An 18,562-nucleotide genomic window follows, 5' to 3' on the forward strand; every position below is an offset into this window, starting at 1 on the left:
TTTTTAGAATATAATTGAATAGCTTTTTAGTGGGTTTTATAAGGTAAAAATAGTATTAAAAAATGGAAAAGAGTTATTGGTTTTTATCAAATGTTATACAATTTGCTTTCTTTTCGGTTTAGGGGCTGGCCACTAACCTTCTAATGGCTTTTTTATACATTGCTATTTTAATAATCGTAAATAGTTCAATTCATCGGTTGATTTTTTTTTTAGCTAATTTTTCGAAGCGTTATACTAATTCTTCCTTCTTCAGTATTTGATTGCGGAATTGAATGTTGCCAAATTTTTTGAACTTCCTGCGTCATATAAATTAAACTTCCTGCTGTTAATTCGAAACTTTGAAATAACTCAGGATTTAATATATTTCTAAATTTGAGAGTTCGAACTGCTCCAATCGAAATAATCGCAACTCCGGTTAGCGGTTCTAAAATATCAATTTGGTCGGAATGATAACCCATTTTTGATTTCCCGTCTAAGTAATAATTTATAAGACAATTGTTGGGTTCAAAACCAATTATTGCAGAAACTTTTTGATTAATTTCTTTTAGCTCTGGCAAGAATTCCTGAAATGGATATTCGATTTGAGAGTAGTTGTATGCTTTTCCGAAACTTGCCGTTTTTCTGGCAGTCATTCTTCCGTCCCAAATTACATTTGTTTTTAAATTTTCAAATAGTTCGTTTGGATTTTCGATAAAATTTTCGATACATGTAATTCCTTCCATTTTTTTTCTTTATATCAAATGTATTTGTTTTTTCTTATAAATTGTCTCATGAAAATGTTTTTGCGTCAGGGATTGAGGCGGTATCCTTTTGTGAAGTGAAACGGAGCAAAAGATATAGCCGAAAGCCCGGCCCGCTTTTTTCGGCGGGAGACGCCCAAGGGATTAAATTCTAATTTCATTTTCAAGTTCCAATTATCCACAATCTTGTCTTTTCGAGGAACGAGAAATCTTCGCAAGAAACTCCGCAAAGAGAAAGAAATTAACGCAGAAATGAGATTGCAAATCAGGAGAATAAATCATCTAAAAAATCCAAATCTGGGTTAATTGTTTTTATTAATTCTATTTTCTTTTCCCTACGCCAGTCTTTAACTTCTTTTTCGCGAGCAATTGCTTGCTGAATCCAGGTAAACCTTTCATAATACAACAAGTATATTACATTATATTTTGACGCAAATGTTTTCTTCCCGCTTGCATTGTTTTCTTTATGTTGGCTTAAACGAACGGTTAAATTATTTGTAACTCCGGTATAAAAAACAGTTTTTGATTTGTTTGTTATGATGTACACGTAGTAAGTATGATAACCCTCTTGAAGTTGCATTTTACTTTTTTTGTAAAAATAAGTTTTTTTAAAGAATTTTCTTTCTTTTTCTTTAAATAATTCATATTCTAATCTTTGTAGAGTTTCTTGTGAAGATTTCTCATTCTTCGAAATGACAAGATTGGCGATAAACTATATGCATAGATAAACTTTGTGTGGGCCTCGGCTTCGCTCAGCCAGGCAAACGCTTGAAATCTGCAATAAAAAAACCGTCATAATCCGTGTTTTCGCAAAGCGAATCCGCGTCATCCGTGTGCTATATTGACGACTATTTTTGTCGATCAAGTAGTATGATTTACTTCGTCAGTCGCTATCGCTCGAGTCTTCTCTGTCGAAATGACAAGATTGGGGTGAGGCTTCGACTTCGCTCAGCCTGACGAATGGTTGCATCCTGAAACAAAAAAATCCCGCCTCAATGAAGAAACGGGATGCAATAGATATTCTCTTTTTTTTTATTTTTAAACTGTTGCAGCAACTTCCTGTGGCAACGGAATTTGATTTTTAAGTAAATCTTCGAATGTTTCGTGAGCACGAATCAGGATTCCTTGACCGTTCATCCATAAAACTTCAGCTGGTTTGTATCTTGAATTGTAGTTCGAAGACATCGAGAAGCAATAAGCTCCTGCATTTCTGAACGCTAAGATATCACCTTCTGTAATCTCTGAAATTCTGCGGTTGTTGGCAAAAGTATCCGTTTCGCAGATGTAACCAACTACCGAGTAAAAACGCTCTTTTCCTTTTGGGTTGGAGATGTTTTCAATATGGTGCTGTGAACCGTAAAACATCGGACGGATTAAGTGATTGAAACCACTGTCAACCCCTGCGAAAACTGTCGAAGTAGTTTGTTTTACTACGTTTACTTTGGCTAAGAAGAAACCAGCTTCGCTCACCAGGAATTTTCCGGGCTCGAAAATCAACGTTAAATCTCTACCGTATTCTGTACAGAAAGAATTGAATCTTTTAGATAATTTTTTACCTAATTCTTCAATATCCGTTTCGATATCGTCTTTTTTGTAAGGTACTTTGAATCCGCTTCCGAAATCTAAGAATTGTAATTCTTTGAAATGTTTAGCCGTATCAAATAAGATTTCAGCGGCATACAAGAATACTTCGATATCTAAAATATCTGATCCTGTGTGCATGTGAATCCCCACAATATGCATTTTCGTATTTTCAACAATTCGTAAAATATGTGGTATCTGGTGAACAGAGATTCCGAATTTACTATCGATATGTCCAACGGAAATATTAGCATTTCCACCCGCCATTACGTGTGGATTGATACGAATACATACCGGTATATTAGGATGTTTGGTTCCGAATTGCTCTAAAATAGATAAATTGTCAATGTTGATCTGTACACCCATTGCGGCCACTTCTTCGATTTCTTCTAAAGAAACTCCGTTTGGTGTAAAGAAAATTTTGTCAGGATCATAGCCGGCATGAAGTCCTAATTGAACTTCCTGAATAGATACAGTATCCAGGCCAGACCCCATGTTCTTTAATAGCTGAAGAATGGCAACGTTAGACAATGCCTTCATGGCATAATTAACTCTTAAGTTTTCTACCTTAGAGAAAGCTTTAGTTAACCTGTTGTACTGAGATTGGATTTTTTCGGCATCATATACATATAATGGACTTCCAAATTGGTCTGCTAACTGCAGTAAATCTTTTGCTTGCATCTGTAAACTATTTTCAGCAAACTTATTACTCTTTTACCGATTGACAAATTTTAAATTGAAAAATAACAAATTGTAACAAATTGTTATAAAATAAACATTTAAAGTTTTTTTTAACTTTTAATGGTTTCTAATTCTTATTTAGAGTGAATAAAAATTATATTTGCCCCAAAATTACATTATTAGAGATTATTTATGAAAAAGATTATTACATTTTGCTTGATTATCCTTACGGTTTTGATAGGATTTGCTCAGGAAAAATCAAAAGACAGTTTGCAGACCAATAATTTAGATGATATTATTGTAACTGCAAGCCGAAAAAAAGAGAGTATAAAAGAAGTTGTTTCTTCTATTACGATTGTTGGAGCTAAAAAAATCCAAAGTCAGACTATGGTGAATTCAAATATCGGTAATATTTTGCAATATACGGTTCCGGGTTTAGCGACCGCGAGTAACCAAACTTCAAATTTCGGTCAGACTTTAAGAGGAAGACCATTTTTGGTTATGATTGATGGAATACCGCAGTCTACGCCTTTGCGAAATGGAGGTAGAGACCTTCAGGTAATTGAACCTTCGTCTATCGAAAGAGTGGAAGTTATTAAAGGTGCAACTTCAATTTATGGGAATGGTGCCGATGGAGGGATCATCAATTATATTACAAAGAAAAACCATTCTGAAGAAAAAATTAGCGGTTCGGTACAACTGGGTTTGATCACACAACCCAAAACTTTTGCAGAATCATTTGGTTACAGAGCTTCACTTTCATTGGCTGGAAAGCTGAAGAAACTGGATTATGTAGTTGGATTTACACAAGAAAGATCAGGAGTTTCTAAAGATGCCAACGGAGTAAACCTTTCGCCATTTTATAGTTTGTCGAATTTAAATACGTACAACGGATTGTTTAAAATAGGATACGCACTAACTGATACCCAAAGGTTGGAGTTCTCTTACATGGGGTATGCTTCAAAATCATTTTTAGATCAGGATGTTAAGATTGGTAAATGGGGAGAAATCCCAACGATTGGAGTGGAAGCCGGTGGACGTTTGGGAACGCCTGAAGGAACTCCTAGAAATCATAATTTTAGAGTAGCGTATTCGAATTCGGAGATTTGGAACAATACTTCTTTGGATGTTAATGTTTATGCACAGGATTTCAGAACGGTTTATTCGTATGACAGAGATCAGTTTTTAAACGGAGGTCAATCGAATGTGGCTTCGCAAAAGAAAGGGCTTCGTGTTAATTTTGATTCTCGTCTTTTTGCCAATGATAGGTATAAAGTGGAGATCATTTACGGTCTGGATTTGCTTCAGGATAAAACAGTTCAAAAGTTAGAGGACGGTCGTTTTTGGACTCCTCAAATGAAAATGCTGAATACTGCGCCTTTTGCATTGATTAAATTTGATGCCTGGGGTAAATTTACCTTAAAAGCAGGTGCCAGATATGAAAATATTAAGGTTAAAGCGGATGATTTTAATACATTGCCGGTATTGAATGCTAAAAACAATACGTACACCAAAAGTATTTTTGTTCAGGGAGGCGAGTTAGATTACAATGCTCTTGTTGGAAACATCGGATTAAGATATAACATTATGCCGGAAGTAAATGTTTTTACAAGTTATTCTCAGTCCTTTTCGATCAATGAGGTAGGGCGTATTTTAAGAACGTCTACTGAAAGTGTGATCTCAAAATTACCAACTGATCCTATTATTGTAAACAATTACGAAATGGGTGTGGCCGGAGCGATAAAAAAATGGTTCAATTATGAGGTAACCAGTTTTTGGAGTACCTCAGAATTGGGGGCTACATCAATTCAGTCAGCTGATGGTTCTTTTGCCATGCAGCGTGCTCCCGAGAATATCTGGGGGTATGAGGCCGTTGTGGGCTTTAATCCAATAGAGTTTTTAAGTTTTGGTGGTGCTTTTGCCTGGATAGAAGGAAAGGTCGATAATGACAATAACGGATCGTACGAAAAATATATTAACGGATCCCGAATAATGGCTCCAAAGCTTACTACTTATGTTCAGATTCGTCCGTTGAAAAATTTAGATATTGAACTAAGTTCTTTGCATAACTTCAAAAGAGACCGATTTGACCCAAATCCAACAACAAACTTGTATAGTTTTAATGAAGGTCCGGTAAAAAAATATACGGTCTTTAATTTAAGCAGTTCTTATCTCATCAATAAATCATTCCGATTAGGATTGGGAGTTGAGAATTTGTTTAATAAAGATTACGCTCCAAATATTGCCTGGTGGCAGGCCAGAGATAAAGATTTTGTAAATGCTCCGGGAAGACGTGCTACTTTACAAATTCAGTATAATTTTTAATACTTTCTTTATTCAGAATAACAATTCTCATTTCAGAACTAAAGAATTAAAGCCCCTTTTTTAAATATAAAAAAAGGGGCTTTTGTTTTGTAAAAGGGATATTTAAAATCTATAAACTTGGCAAATCTCCATTTCCTTTGGTTGGTAAATTGGTATAACCCATCAGGAACAAATCGACTTCTCTTGCCGCTTCACGGCCTTCTGAAATGGCCCATACAATTAAGGACTGCCCTCTTCGCATATCACCGGCAGTGAAAATGTGCGGAACATTCGTCTGATAATTTTTGGCTTTATAGTTGTTTCTCATATCGATTTCCAGACCTAATTGCTCGCTTAAAGTTTTCTCAGGACCTGTAAATCCTAAAGCCAATAAAGCTAAATCACAGGGCCATATTTTCTCTGAACCTTCTTTTTCGATTAGTTCAGGACGTTGCCCCGGAGTCATTTTCCATTGTACTTCAACGGTTTTTAATCCTACCAGTTCTCCTTTGTCGTTAGATAAGAATTCTTTGGTATTGATTAGCCAGTTCCTGTCGCAGCCTTCTTCGTGAGACGATGAGGTTTTTAACTGGAGCGGCCAGAAAGGCCAAGGAGTTGTTTCGCTTCTTCCAACGGGAGGTTTTGGTAAAATCTCAAAATTGGTTACCGATTTTGCACCATGCCTGTTCGAGGTTCCGATACAATCAGAACCGGTGTCTCCACCGCCAATTACGATTACATCTTTACCGGTAGCCATAACCTGATCTTGAATTGATTCTCCAAACAAAACTTTAGTCTGCTGTGTTAAGAAATCCATTGCCTGAACAACGCCTTTGCTTTCGATACCTTTGGTTGGTAAACTTCTTCTTTCGGTTGCTCCGCCGCACAATACGATAGAATCGAAAGAATTTAATTCGGCTACGCTATAGTTTACGCCAACATTTACATTGGTTTTAAAAGTGATTCCTTCTGCTTCAAGAATCGCAACACGTCTGTCGATGATTGCTTTTTCCAGTTTAAAATTTGGAATTCCGTAGCGTAGTAGACCGCCAATAGCATTGTCTCTTTCGAAAACGGTGACGGTGTGACCGGCTCTGTTTAATTGTTGAGCGGCAGCCAACCCTGCAGGACCTGAACCAATAACAGCAACCGTTTTTCCGGTTCTGGTTTTTGGCGCCTGTGGCTTGATCCAGCCTTCGGCAAAACCTCTTTCGATGATGTTTTTTTCGATGTTTTCGATGGCAACAGGCTCTTTGATGATCCCTAATACACATGATTTCTCACATGGAGCAGGGCATAAGCGGCCTGTGAATTCCGGAAAGTTATTGGTAGACTGTAAAATCTCTAAAGCACTTTGCCATTCTTCCTGATGTACCATATCGTTGAAATCAGGAATTAAATTCCCTAACGGACAGGAACTGTGGCAAAAAGGAATTCCACAATCCATACATCTCGAACCTTGTTCTTTTATTTTATCTTTTGCTAACGGAATTGTAAATTCGTTGTAGTTCGTAACACGTTCTGCAACCGCTATATTACTTTCGTCGGCTCTGTTATATTCTTTAAATCCGCCTATTTTACCCATGACATTTTTATTAAAATTACAATTTCCTAAAAATCCAAATTTCAATTCTTCGACTTCGCTTCCTTCGACTTCGCTCAGGAAGACATTGTCATTGAAATTGATTTTTGATTTTTGAAATTGATGTTTTATCCCGCTATTAATTCTTCTATTTTTTTCTCTTCTGCAATTCGTTGTAGTGCTTTTTTGTAATCTGTTGGCATTACTTTTACGAAATTTTGCTGTTCATTTTCCCAGTCTGCTAAAATTCTTTTGGCTAATGGACTGTTGGTGTACAGAGAGTGGTTTTTGATCAGTTTTCTTAGTTTTCTCACGTCTTCGTCTTCGATAGGATCAAAAGCAACCATTTCCATGTTGCATACCCTTGCATCGAATTGTTGATTCGGATCGTACACATAAGCAACACCACCACTCATACCTGCGGCGAAGTTTCGTCCTGTTTTTCCTAAAACAACTACTGTACCTCCCGTCATGTACTCGCATCCGTGATCTCCAATTCCTTCGACAACCGCAGTTGCTCCGGAATTTCTAACACAGAAACGCTCTCCGGCAATTCCATTAATATAAGCCTCTCCGGTAATAGCTCCGTAAAGGGCAACGTTCCCGATAATGATATTTTCTTCAGGCTTGAAAGTGGCAGTAGGAGGGACTTTTACAATTAATTTTCCTCCCGAAAGTCCTTTTCCTAAGTAATCATTACAGTTTCCGTGAATTTTAAACGACAATCCGTTGGTGGCAAAAGCACCAAAACTTTGTCCGGCAGAGCCTTCAAAATCAACTAAAATAGTATCATCAGGTAATCCTTGTGCGCCATAAATTTTTGAGATTTCATTACTCAAAATAGCACCTACAGAACGGTCTGTATTTTTAATTTTAAAGGTAACTCTGGTTTTTTCTTTTCTGTAAATAGACGGAATTGCTTCTTTAATGATATCAAAATCCAATACATTTTCAAGCTGGTGATCTTGTTGTGTTGTGTTGTGATTTGGAACCGTTTTGGCTTTTTCCGGTTTGTATAGAATTGATGACAAGTCTAAACCATTGGCTTTGTAATGTTGGATCGCTTTGTTTACATTTAATTTTTGCGACTGCCCCACCATTTCTTTTAAAGTTCTGAAACCTAATTGAGCCATAATTTCTCTTAGCTCTTCGGCAATAAAATACATGAAGTTGATGACGTGCTCCGGAGTTCCTTTGAAGTTTTTTCTCAATTCAGGATCCTGAGTAGCAATACCAACCGGACAGGTATTCAAATGACAAGCTCTCATCATAATACATCCGGAAGCTACAAGCGGAGCCGTTGCAAAACCAAATTCCTCAGCTCCTAACAATGCAGCGATGGCAACGTCACGACCCGTTTTTAGCTGTCCGTCACATTCCAGAACCACACGGCTTCTTAAATCGTTTAAGATTAGAGTTTGCTGGGCTTCGGCTAAACCAAGTTCCCACGGAATACCTGTATGTTGTAAAGAGGTTAAGGGTGCAGCACCGGTTCCTCCGTCGTAACCTGAAATTAAGATCACGTCAGCTTTTGCTTTGGCAACACCGGCAGCGATCGTTCCAACTCCAACTTCGGAAACTAATTTTACGTTTACACGTGCTTCACGATTGGCATTTTTTAAATCGTAAATCAACTGAGATAAATCTTCAATAGAGTAAATGTCATGGTGTGGCGGAGGCGAAATCAAACCTACATAAGGGGTTGAATTTCTGGTTTCGGCAATCCATGGCACTACTTTTTCTCCGGGTAATTGTCCACCTTCACCAGGTTTCGCTCCCTGAGCCATTTTAATCTGGATTTCTTTGGCGTTGGTCAAATAGTTGATCGAAACACCAAAACGTCCCGATGCCACTTGTTTGATCGCACTGTTTCTCGAATCTCCGTTAATTTCTTTTTGGAAACGTTTTGGATCTTCTCCTCCTTCTCCGGAATTACTTTTTCCGCCAATTCGGTTCATGGCAATCGCTAAATTCTCATGCGCTTCTCTACTGATGGATCCGTAAGACATGGCTCCGGTTTTGAATTTCTTCACAATTTCAGTCCAAGATTCTACTTCATCAATAGAAATTGGATCTAAATTGTTGAATTCAAATAAACCTCTGATGGTCATTAGGTTTGAGCTTTGCTCATTGACCATATTCGAGTATTCTTTATAGCTTTCAGGGCTGTTTAAACGAACGGCCTGTTGTAATTTAGAAATAGTGGTCGGGTTGAACATGTGTTTCTCTCCACCGCGTCTCCATCTGTAAATACCTCCAATTTCAAGAGAAAGTAAGTTGGCAATTTTTGAATTTGGGAATGCTTTCTGGAAACGTTTCTTCACTTCTTTTTCGACTTCCATCAAACCAATTCCTTCAATTCGTGATGGGGTGTAAGGGAAATACTTTGAAGTAAAAGTTTTGTTCAGTCCTAAAATCTCGAAAATTTGTGCAGCTCTGTACGAATGTAAAGTAGAGATACCAATTTTGTTCATGATTTTAACGATTCCTTTTGCAATGGCTTTGTTGTAATTTACAATGGCATAATCTGCTTTTACCCCTTTTATAAAGCCCTGATTCACCTGATCGTGAATGATTTCATTGACCATGTAAGGATTGATTGCACTAGCACCGTATCCGAACAATAAAGCAAAATGATGAGGTTCGCGAGGCTCGGCAGATTCGATTATGATTCCGAATTTTGAACGAACCTGCAAAATGTTCAAAGAGTGATGAATGTATGAACAAGCCAGTAACATTGGTATTGGAGCCAGTTCTTCACTTACGCCTCGGTCTGATAAAATAATGACGTTGCATCCGTCAGAAACGGCTTTAAAAGTTGCCTCAACACATTTTTCAAGTGCGCGCTCTAAGCCATTTACTCCTTTTTCTATTTTATATAAGGTAGAAATAGTAGCCGATTTGAAATCGACATGATCGATGTTTCTTATTTTATCTAAATCCTCATTGGAAATAACTGGATTTTGGATTTTTAGTTTTTTACATTGTTTGGATTCAATTTCAAAAATATTGAAATCACCGCCAATGGCTAAACTGATATCAGTAATAATTTCTTCACGAATACCGTCTAAAGGCGGGTTAGTCACCTGAGCAAACAATTGTTTGAAATAGTTGTACAACAATTGAGGCTGGTCTGATAAAACGGCCAGAGGTGTATCGTTACCCATAGAACTGATGGCTTCAGCTCCCTGACCTCCCATTGGGTTAATGATGGTTTTTAAATCTTCAATCGTATAGCCAAATAATTTTTGTCTGGTTAAGAAATCCAGTTTCTCAACCGGAGTTGGGTTATTCGTATACGGTATTTTAGATAAAGGTAATAAGTTAGCGTCGATCCATTCTTTGTAAGGACGTTTGGTAACGATGGATTTTTTTACCTCGTCGTCTTCAATAATACGGCCTTCGTTCATGTCTACCAGGAACATTTTTCCAGGCTCTAAACGACCGTGTTGAATCACATCTTCAGGATCGATATCCAAAACACCAATTTCTGATGACATGATTACAAAACCGCTTTTGGTTAAGGTATAACGAGAAGGGCGTAATCCGTTACGATCTAATAGTGCACCAATTACGTTACCGTCAGTAAACGGAATAGAGGCAGGGCCATCCCAAGGCTCCATAATACAAGCGTTAAACTCGTAGAAGGCTTTTTTCTCAGGAGACATGGTCTGGTGTTTTTCCCAGGCTTCCGGAACCACCATCATCATGGCTTCCGGTAAGGAACGTCCTGTCATTAATAGAAGTTCTACTACCATATCCATAGAAGCAGAATCTGATTTTCCTTCTAAGATAATTGGGAATAATTTTTTGATATCATCACCAAAGATTTTGCTTTGCATCAATTCTTCACGGGCACGCATACGACTTACGTTTCCGCGAAGCGTATTGATTTCACCGTTGTGACACATGTATCTAAACGGCTGTGCTAAATCCCAGGATGGGAATGTATTGGTAGAGAAACGCTGGTGTACTAACGCCAAACGAGTCACTAAATCGGGATCTTTTAAGTCAACATAATAACGGCTGATGTCTTCCGGCATCAAGAGACCTTTATATATTATGGTAGTTGTCGATAAACTAGAGAAATAAAACATATGGCTTTCAGAGGTTTTAGATCCTCTAATGGCATGTTCAGCAATTTTTCTAGCTGCAAAAAGTTTTGCATTAAATTCATTTTCAGTTAAATCCTGACCGTTTTTGCTAACAAAAACCTGTTTAACTGTTGGTTCTTTTTCTGCGGCGATTTGCCCTAAATTTTCTACTTCAACCGGTACATCTCTCCAACCCAGAATCTTTAAATTTTGATCCTTAATAGTCGATTCGAAAGCGTTCATACAAAAAGAAACCTGGTTTTTGCTTTTTGGTAAAAAAACCATTCCTACTGCATACTCACGTGTTTCAGGGATTTCAAAATCACATACTTTTTTAAAAAAATCATGTGGGATGTCGAATAAAATTCCAGCTCCGTCTCCAGTTCTTCCATCAGAACTAACTGCACCACGATGTTCCAATTTTATTAAGATATCCAATGCTTTGTGAATAATATCATTTGATTTAATACCATTCAAATTACAAATAAATCCTGCACCACAATTGTCGTGTTCAAATTCAGGCAAATAAAGCCCTTGTTCTTTAACTTTCATTCTTGATATTTTTTTTACAAAAATAGAGATTTCGTTAAATATAATGTATTGAAATAGCTGTTTTGCTTTTATTTTTGTTGTAATATTAGAAAAAGACTTCTTAATTGATAATAATGTTTTTTTAGCCATTGCGAATTATTAAAATGACAATACAGACTAAAATATAGTATGAAAAATCGCTGTAAGGCTAACAAATACGGTGGTCTTTTTGTTAAATATCAAACGTTTTAGTGGTTTCTAGTTAATATTAACAAATTATTTATTTAACCATTTCTTTGCTTTCAAAAAGAATAAACGTTTCGTGCATATCACTCTCGTTTTTTAATTGAAAAAGATTTTACTATTAAGTTGATTTTTGCTACTTTTGTCGCACTTTTATTCTGAAATAAATTCAGAACCAGACAAATTCTATATTATGAACATACACGAATATCAAGGAAAAGAAATTTTAGCAAGTTACGGAGTACGCATTCAACGCGGAATTGTGGCTAACAATGCGGTTGAAGCTGTGGCTGCTGCAAAACAATTAACTGCCGAAACTGGTACAGGATGGCATGTGATAAAAGCACAAATTCACGCAGGTGGACGTGGAAAAGGTGGTGGAGTGAAGTTGGCTAAAAACTTGCAACAAGTTGAAGAAATTGCTGAACAAATCATCGGAATGCAATTGATTACTCCTCAAACTTCTGCTGAGGGTAAAAAAGTAAACAAAGTTTTAGTTGCTGAAGATGTTTACTATCCTGGTGAAAGCGAAACTTCTGAGTTTTATGTTTCTGTTTTATTGAATAGAGGTACAGGACGTAACATGATTATGTATTCTACTGAAGGTGGAATGGATATCGAAGAAGTTGCTGAGCATACACCACACTTAATCTTTACAGAAGAAATTGATCCAACTGTTGGATTACAAGGTTTTCAGGCAAGAAGAATTGCTTTTAACTTAGGTGTTACTGGAAATGCTTTTAAAGAAATGGTGAAATTCATCGATGCTTTATACAACGCTTACGTTGGTTCTGATGCATCTATGTTCGAAATCAACCCGGTTTTGAAAACTTCAGATAACAAAATTCTTGCTGTTGACGCTAAAGTAAATATCGACGATAATGCTTTATACAGACAACCAAAATATGCTGAGATGAGAGATATCCGTGAGGAGAATCCAATCGAGGTTGAAGCTAAAGAAGTAGGATTGAACTATGTAGATCTTGACGGTACTGTAGGTTGTATGGTAAACGGAGCTGGTCTTGCAATGGCAACTATGGATTTAATTAAATATGCTGGTTTTGAGCCTGCTAACTTCTTAGATGTTGGTGGAACTGCTGATGCTAAACGTGTTGAAACAGCTTTCCGTATTATCTTAAAAGATCCAAACGTAAAAGCTATTTTGATCAATATCTTCGGAGGAATCGTTCGTTGTGACCGTGTTGCTCAAGGTGTTGTTGATGCTTACAAAAACATGGGTGATGCTATCAATGTGCCAATTATCGTTCGTTTGCAAGGAACAAATGCTGAAATTGCAAAAGAATTAATTGACAACTCAGGTATGCCAATTTTATCAGCTGTTCAATTTCAGGAAGCTGCTGACCAAGTTAAAGCTGCTCTTTCTTAATTCAATAAGAAATCAATTTATATAGAAAATCCATTCCGAAAGGAGTGGATTTTTTTTTGTTTTTATAACCGCAAAGCACGCAAAGTTTTTTAGCCCCGAATTCACGAATTATTTTTTATAATCTTAGAGAATAAAAATTCGTGAATTCGTGGCTTTTTTAAACGAATAGCTTTGTGAACTTTGCGTTTCTATTGGCAATACTAAGTTAAATTCTTAACGCCCTTTGCGGTTAAATGATCTCTGACCTATTTTAAAACTGTTGCCAATTCTACAATTTCAAATTCAGGATTGTGTTCTACAAATTCCCTGATCATAGCGGTATGTCCGGCACCTAATAAAACCATTATTTTGTTGTCTTTACTTTCGGTTAGTTTTTGAATTAAAGCATACATATAAAGGTTTCTTCTGTACCATTCCGAAACTAAGTAAGCCCCAACAAAATCGTCCGTTTTGCCTCCTTTAGTAGCTGTTTCAACATACCAGCCAATATTGTCTTCATTCGATTTTTTGGTATTGATGTCTAACAGCAGTTCAGTCAGTGAATATTTGGCAATTTTTTCATTTTGACTCTTTTCATAATATTTCATAGTTTCTTCATTCTTTTTGATTAGATCAAACTGACCGGCGGCTGTCATTCCTTTTACCAGACTGTCATATGGAAAATCGGTGTTGTTGTAATCAATACCATATAACTTTTTATGACCTAGTTTTTTAGCTGATCTTAATGCTACCTGTACAATTTCATCTGATTGTTTATGAAGTAAACTGTCCGTATTTCTATTATAGAATTTGTCCAGTTTGTCCTGTTTTTGGTAATTCCATTCGACAAAGATTTTATCCGGACCAAATTTTTTAATTTTATTGGCGATGTTCTCCAGTTCCTTTTGGCTTCTGTCTGACATCACATTAAAGCTGTTGATTTTAGCAACGTCGAGTCCCGGGTTTTCAAAATGGAAGGTTCCAAGTAAAAGTATTTGTTTTTTCTTTGACTGTCCGGAAACGGTATTAAATGTGATAACAGCAAGTAATAGTAAGATGATTTTTTTCATGATGATTGGTTTTTAAATTCAGGACAAATGTAGCATAGCTTTTCAGGTGAAATTTTAGTTTTTGATGAACGTCAAATTTCAATTTGTAAACTCGTGGAATTTAAGGTTTAAAAATTTGGTGTATCGTTTTTGATGGTTCGTCACCCAAAAGAGAGGTTTTGTATAAATATAGTATCCATATGAAGTCATAGTTGTATTTTTGAAAGGACAACAACATTATTATGAAGCTGAAAATACCATTGTCTTATCATATCTTTCTTTTTCTGGGATTGTATATCACCTCTAATCTTTGGGAAATTGGGATAAACAATCGGGATTTGGATCTTGTATTCAACAGGATTTCCTTTATGTTTAACATTAGTTTTATAGTGGTAATCTTTATTGTCTACTTTTTGAATTTTCACACTTTTTGTAAATGGTTTTTAAACAAAAAGAAAATTCTTTTGTTTGTGATTAGCATTCCTGTCTCCTTGTTGATTTTTGCTGCGATACGTTATTTTGTTCAGGAAGTGATACTATATGAGCTCACAGGAATTCATAATTATGCAAAAGAAACCAGAGAGATCAGCTATTATATTAAGGACAATTTTTTCTTTGGCCTGCCTGCTGTTGTTTTAAGCAGTCTGGCTTATCTGTTTTTTCATTTTCAGGAAACGCAAAAACAAAATCAGGAATTAGTATTAGAAAATAAAAAGGCAGAACTTCAAATGTTGAAATCGCAGGTGAGTCCGCATTTTTTGTTTAACACCTTAAATTCCTTTTACAGTCAGCTGGTTTTGAAAGAGGATGAAATGGCTTCGGATATTTTGGTACTTTCGGATTTGCTGCGTTATGTGATTACAGAAACGGAGAAAGATGAGGTATTGCTTTCTAAAGAAATTCAATTTGTAGAAAACTACATTCATTTGCAGAAAAAAAGATTTGAAGATCAGCTTTACCTGGATTTTGTAATTGAAGGAAATTATTCAACAGAAAAGATTCTTCCGTCGGTGCTGGTACATTTTATGGAGAACGTTTTCAAACATGGAAAATTGAATAAAGAAGAGGAGAAAGCGGTTATTGCTATCGTAATAAAAGAAAATTTTTTAGAGCTGTCAACCTTTAACTATAATGGTGCAGGTGAAAATTATTCTTCAACCGGAATCGGTTTTGATAATCTTTGCAAACGCTTGGAGCATGCTTATAAAGGTGAGTTTACACTCGAGAAAATAGCAGAAAAGAATACCTTTAAAACTTATTTAAAAATACCATTAAAAAAGTAATATGAAATTGAAGTGTATCATTGTTGATGATGAACCGCCCGCAACGCGTATTCTGGAAAATTATATCGGGAAAGTATCTTTTTTGGAAAAAACAGCTGTTTTCAATGATGCGTTGAAAGCATTGGAATTTCTAAATACACATAGTGTTGATGTTATTTTTCTGGATATTCAGATGCCGCAGCTAACGGGTTTGCAGCTTTCGAGAATCATTTCTAAAGAGATAAAAGTAATTTTTACAACGGCTTATCCCGATTTTGCTTTAGAGGGATTTGAATTGAATGCTGTAGATTATTTACTAAAACCAATCGCTTTCGAAAGGTTTTATCAGGCGGTTTCCAAACTAAATGGGAATTCAAAAACAGAAGTGGTATCGAATAACAATTCGGCTGAATTTATTTTTATTAAAACTGATGGAAAAAATAAATTTGTAAAGTTGTTTTTAGAGGAGATTTTATATGTAGAAAGTCTTCAGAATTATGTTTGCATTCATACTGGCAACCAACAAATTATTACGCATTCGTCCCTGAAGAATGTTGTTGAATCACTGCCCGAAAAAGGTTTTGTCCAAATTCATAAATCGTATGTGGTAGCTTTAAAACATATTGAGTCAACAGATAGTTTCTCTGTTTTTATAAATGGCAAAGAACTCCCGATTGGGGCTACTTTTAAAGATGCTTTCTTCGAACTAATTGACCAAAATAAGATATAAAAAAACATTCACGATAAGAATAGATTTTTTTAACTACTGATTTTAGATCCGGGTTTAGAGCCGTTCATTTATTGGCGTATTTTAACTAATACTTAGAAATATAAGACAATAGCTTTTAGATTGGTTTTTATTTCTAGGTTGTCATTGGTTTAAAATAAAAGCATTTTTAGTTTCTGGTCAGACAAGCTTCTTCATACTCATTGGGGAGCTTCGATTAAATTAAAAAACAGCCATTTATTACGTCAATTCTTACATTTATTACATTTCTGCTATAATAGTTAATGAAACTTTATATTATTGCTAATATATTTTTTTTTGATTTTAAATAGCTTATGAAATTCCCAAGAGCTTATTCCTTAGGTGAGATTGCAGATTTGCTTGATTGTAAATTTATTGGTGACCAAAATTTTCAGGTTTTAGGAATGAATGAAATTCATGTTATTACGCCAGGAGATATTGTTTTTGTTGACCACCCAAAATATTATAAAAAAGCACTAGACTCGGCTGCAACAATTATTCTGATTAATAAGGCTGTCGATTGTCCCGAAGGAAAAGCACTGCTAATTTCTGATAATCCATTTAAAGATTTTAATAAACTAACGAAGCATTTTAGACCATTTCAGGCAGCACAGGCAGCAATAGCATCTTCTTCGACTATTGGGGAAGGAACCGTAATTATATCCAATTGTTTTGTAGGGAATCACGTGACTATTGGGGGTAATTGTTTACTCTATCCGAATGTTGTTCTTTATGATCATACGGTAATTGGCGATAACGTTACTATTCAGGCCGGAACAGTTTTGGGATCGGATGCTTTTTATTATAAAAAAGGCGCGGATGGTTTTGATCAGTTACTATCCGGCGGAAGAGTTGTGATACAAGACAATGTCAACATTGGAGCGCTTTGTACGATTGACAGAGGAGTTTCAGGAGATACCATAATTGGAGAAGGAACTAAGCTGGATGATCAAATTCATATAGGGCATGATACCGTCATAGGGAAAATGTGCCTGATTGCTTCACAGACCGGTATTGCGGGTTGTGTGCGTATTGAATATGAAGTTACGATCTGGGGACAAGTGGGGATTATAAGCGGGGTTACAATAGGAAAGAAAGCTATACTATTGGCACAATCGGGAGTTGGTAAATCTTTAGAAGGTGGCAAATCTTATTTAGGATCACCAGCAATTGAATCCCGAAAAATGATAAAGCAATTAGTCACTTATAATAAACTTTCTGAAACTATAAGTAAACAAAATACAGAATCAGATATATAATAATTTCTGGAGCTGACGAAGTGTGGTTTAGGATGTCAGTTTCCCAGTTTGAATTTTCTCATAAAAAAATAAAAGGATGAAATCGTATTCTATTCAGGAATTGAGTGAGGTTGTTAATGGGATTATCTGGGGCACAGCCTTGTTGTCGCAGAGAATTAATGGTGTGGAGCAATTAGATAAAGCTATCAATACAGAAATATCATTTATTGGAAGTAAAAAATATGAAAAGGAATGGAAGAATTCCAAAGCAGTTGTAGCTGTTGTTAACGAAGATATTTCGATAGATCCCGGAGAAGACCGTGTATTTATAAAAGTCGGGAATGCCGATTTGGCAATGGCACAAATATTAGGTCTTTTTGCCCCTTCTGCTCCAATATTTCGCAATAATATTCATGTTACTGCTGTTGTGGATGAATCCGCAATTATAGGTAAAAATGTTCGTATTGGAGCAGGATGTTATATCGGATTCGGAGTAAAACTGAGTGATAATGTAACTATTTACCCCAATGTAACTATTTTTGACGCATGTGAGATCGGAGAAAATACTATTATTTGGTCTGGAACCGTAATGCGGGAACGCTGTTATATTGGCAGTGATTGTGTCATTTATCCTAATGTGACTATCGGAGCAGATGGTTTTGGTTACCGCCCCTGTAAAGAAAAAGGATTGGTTAAAATTCCTCAGATCGGAAATGTAATTATCGGAAATGAAGTAGAGATTGGCGCTAACACCTGTATTGATCGGGCAAAATTTAGTTCCACTGTTATTGGAGATGGCTGTAAAATTGATAATTTGGTCCAGATAGGTCACAACTGTAAACTGGGTAAGTTTTGCATTATAGCAGGAAGTACTGCTTTAGGAGGTTCCGTAACTTTAGGAAACGGTGTAATCCTTGCAGGAGGAGTTGGTGTAAAAGATCATGTTACTATTGGCGATGGAGCCGTAATTGGAGTAAGGTCGGTAGTTATCAGTAATGTTGCCTTTGGAAAAACAGTGTTAGGTTATCCAGCCATAGAATCACGTAAAGCTTTAAAACAATGGGGGTTGTTAAAAACAATGGTTTCAGAGGGATAGGGAAATTACTGTTTCGACTTTTTACGTATCTAAAAATGTCATTTTTG

General features: G+C 36.1%; 12 protein-coding genes. 6 read left to right on the plus strand and 6 right to left on the minus strand.

Annotated elements, in window-relative coordinates; translation table 11 throughout:
* Positions 1–209: 209 nt before the first annotated feature.
* From OLM58_RS13565 to lysA, 3 genes are all read right to left on the minus strand, one after another.
* A complete protein-coding gene (locus tag OLM58_RS13565; protein ID WP_264529332.1) occupies positions 210–722 on the minus strand; it encodes an alpha-ketoglutarate-dependent dioxygenase AlkB in 513 nt (170 codons plus the stop codon).
* Between the two features lie 283 nt (positions 723–1,005).
* On the minus strand, positions 1,006–1,320 hold the full coding sequence (locus tag OLM58_RS13570) for a GIY-YIG nuclease family protein (RefSeq protein ID WP_264529333.1): 315 nt from the start codon (positions 1,318–1,320) through the stop codon (positions 1,006–1,008).
* Between the two features lie 458 nt (positions 1,321–1,778).
* The gene (lysA, locus tag OLM58_RS13575) at positions 1,779–3,002 is read right to left on the minus strand and encodes a diaminopimelate decarboxylase (protein WP_089077809.1); all 1,224 of its coding nucleotides are present in this window, start codon (positions 3,000–3,002) and stop codon (positions 1,779–1,781) included.
* A 192-nt stretch (positions 3,003–3,194) separates the two neighbouring features.
* On the opposite strand from lysA, the gene OLM58_RS13580 reads away from it, so the two are divergent.
* Positions 3,195–5,327 (plus strand): TonB-dependent receptor, encoded by a 2,133-nt coding sequence (locus OLM58_RS13580; RefSeq protein ID WP_264529334.1) that lies wholly within the window; start codon positions 3,195–3,197, stop codon positions 5,325–5,327.
* Positions 5,328–5,436: 109 nt separating this feature from the next.
* On the opposite strand, the gene OLM58_RS13585 is transcribed toward OLM58_RS13580, so the two are convergent.
* Positions 5,437–6,891, minus strand: coding sequence for a glutamate synthase subunit beta (locus OLM58_RS13585; protein WP_264529335.1), 1,455 nt, complete (start codon positions 6,889–6,891; stop codon positions 5,437–5,439).
* A 125-nt stretch (positions 6,892–7,016) separates the two neighbouring features.
* On the minus strand, positions 7,017–11,534 hold the full coding sequence (gene gltB, locus OLM58_RS13590; RefSeq protein WP_264529336.1) for a glutamate synthase large subunit: 4,518 nt from the start codon (positions 11,532–11,534) through the stop codon (positions 7,017–7,019).
* Positions 11,535–11,949: 415 nt separating this feature from the next.
* Between gltB and sucC the strand changes: the two genes are divergently transcribed.
* Entirely contained in the window at positions 11,950–13,143 is a 1,194-nt protein-coding gene (gene sucC, locus OLM58_RS13595) for an ADP-forming succinate--CoA ligase subunit beta (protein WP_017495457.1), read from the plus strand.
* Between the two features lie 245 nt (positions 13,144–13,388).
* Here the strand turns inward: sucC and OLM58_RS13600 are convergent, their stop codons facing one another.
* Positions 13,389–14,192 (minus strand): DUF5694 domain-containing protein, encoded by an 804-nt coding sequence (locus OLM58_RS13600; RefSeq protein ID WP_264529337.1) that lies wholly within the window; start codon positions 14,190–14,192, stop codon positions 13,389–13,391.
* A 221-nt stretch (positions 14,193–14,413) separates the two neighbouring features.
* Between OLM58_RS13600 and OLM58_RS13605 the strand changes: the two genes are divergently transcribed.
* From OLM58_RS13605 to lpxD, 4 genes are all read left to right on the plus strand, one after another.
* Positions 14,414–15,454 carry a sensor histidine kinase gene (locus OLM58_RS13605; RefSeq protein ID WP_264529338.1) on the plus strand — a complete coding sequence of 347 codons (1,041 nt, stop codon included), beginning with the start codon at positions 14,414–14,416 and terminating at the stop codon, positions 15,452–15,454.
* Between the two features lies 1 nt (position 15,455).
* Complete coding sequence (locus OLM58_RS13610; RefSeq protein WP_264529339.1) at positions 15,456–16,163, plus strand: LytR/AlgR family response regulator transcription factor; 708 nt, start codon at positions 15,456–15,458, stop codon at positions 16,161–16,163.
* A gap of 332 nt (positions 16,164–16,495) precedes the next feature.
* Entirely contained in the window at positions 16,496–17,440 is a 945-nt protein-coding gene (locus OLM58_RS13615) for a UDP-3-O-(3-hydroxymyristoyl)glucosamine N-acyltransferase (RefSeq protein WP_264529340.1), read from the plus strand.
* Positions 17,441–17,516: 76 nt separating this feature from the next.
* A complete protein-coding gene (gene lpxD / locus OLM58_RS13620) occupies positions 17,517–18,515 on the plus strand; it encodes a UDP-3-O-(3-hydroxymyristoyl)glucosamine N-acyltransferase (RefSeq protein ID WP_264529341.1) in 999 nt (332 codons plus the stop codon).
* The last annotated feature ends 47 nt before the right edge of the window (positions 18,516–18,562 follow it).

Source organism: Flavobacterium sp. N502540, from assembly GCF_025947365.1.
GTDB lineage: Bacteria > Bacteroidota > Bacteroidia > Flavobacteriales > Flavobacteriaceae > Flavobacterium.

What these genes read in the sequence shown, in the direction of transcription:
- OLM58_RS13605 (WP_264529338.1), top strand. Translation starts at nt 14,414, where the DNA reads ATGAAGCTGAAAATACCATTGTCTTATCATATCTTTCTTTTTCTGGGA.
- lpxD (WP_264529341.1), top strand. Translation starts at nt 17,517, where the DNA reads ATGAAATCGTATTCTATTCAGGAATTGAGTGAGGTTGTTAATGGGATT.
- gltB (WP_264529336.1), bottom strand. Translation starts at nt 11,534, where the DNA reads ATGAAAGTTAAAGAACAAGGGCTTTATTTGCCTGAATTTGAACACGAC.
- OLM58_RS13615 (WP_264529340.1), top strand. Translation starts at nt 16,496, where the DNA reads ATGAAATTCCCAAGAGCTTATTCCTTAGGTGAGATTGCAGATTTGCTT.
- OLM58_RS13580 (WP_264529334.1), top strand. Translation starts at nt 3,195, where the DNA reads ATGAAAAAGATTATTACATTTTGCTTGATTATCCTTACGGTTTTGATA.
- lysA (WP_089077809.1), bottom strand. Translation starts at nt 3,002, where the DNA reads ATGCAAGCAAAAGATTTACTGCAGTTAGCAGACCAATTTGGAAGTCCA.
- OLM58_RS13570 (WP_264529333.1), bottom strand. Translation starts at nt 1,320, where the DNA reads ATGCAACTTCAAGAGGGTTATCATACTTACTACGTGTACATCATAACA.
- OLM58_RS13565 (WP_264529332.1), bottom strand. Translation starts at nt 722, where the DNA reads ATGGAAGGAATTACATGTATCGAAAATTTTATCGAAAATCCAAACGAA.
- OLM58_RS13585 (WP_264529335.1), bottom strand. Translation starts at nt 6,891, where the DNA reads ATGGGTAAAATAGGCGGATTTAAAGAATATAACAGAGCCGACGAAAGT.
- OLM58_RS13600 (WP_264529337.1), bottom strand. Translation starts at nt 14,192, where the DNA reads ATGAAAAAAATCATCTTACTATTACTTGCTGTTATCACATTTAATACC.
- sucC (WP_017495457.1), top strand. Translation starts at nt 11,950, where the DNA reads ATGAACATACACGAATATCAAGGAAAAGAAATTTTAGCAAGTTACGGA.
- OLM58_RS13610 (WP_264529339.1), top strand. Translation starts at nt 15,456, where the DNA reads ATGAAATTGAAGTGTATCATTGTTGATGATGAACCGCCCGCAACGCGT.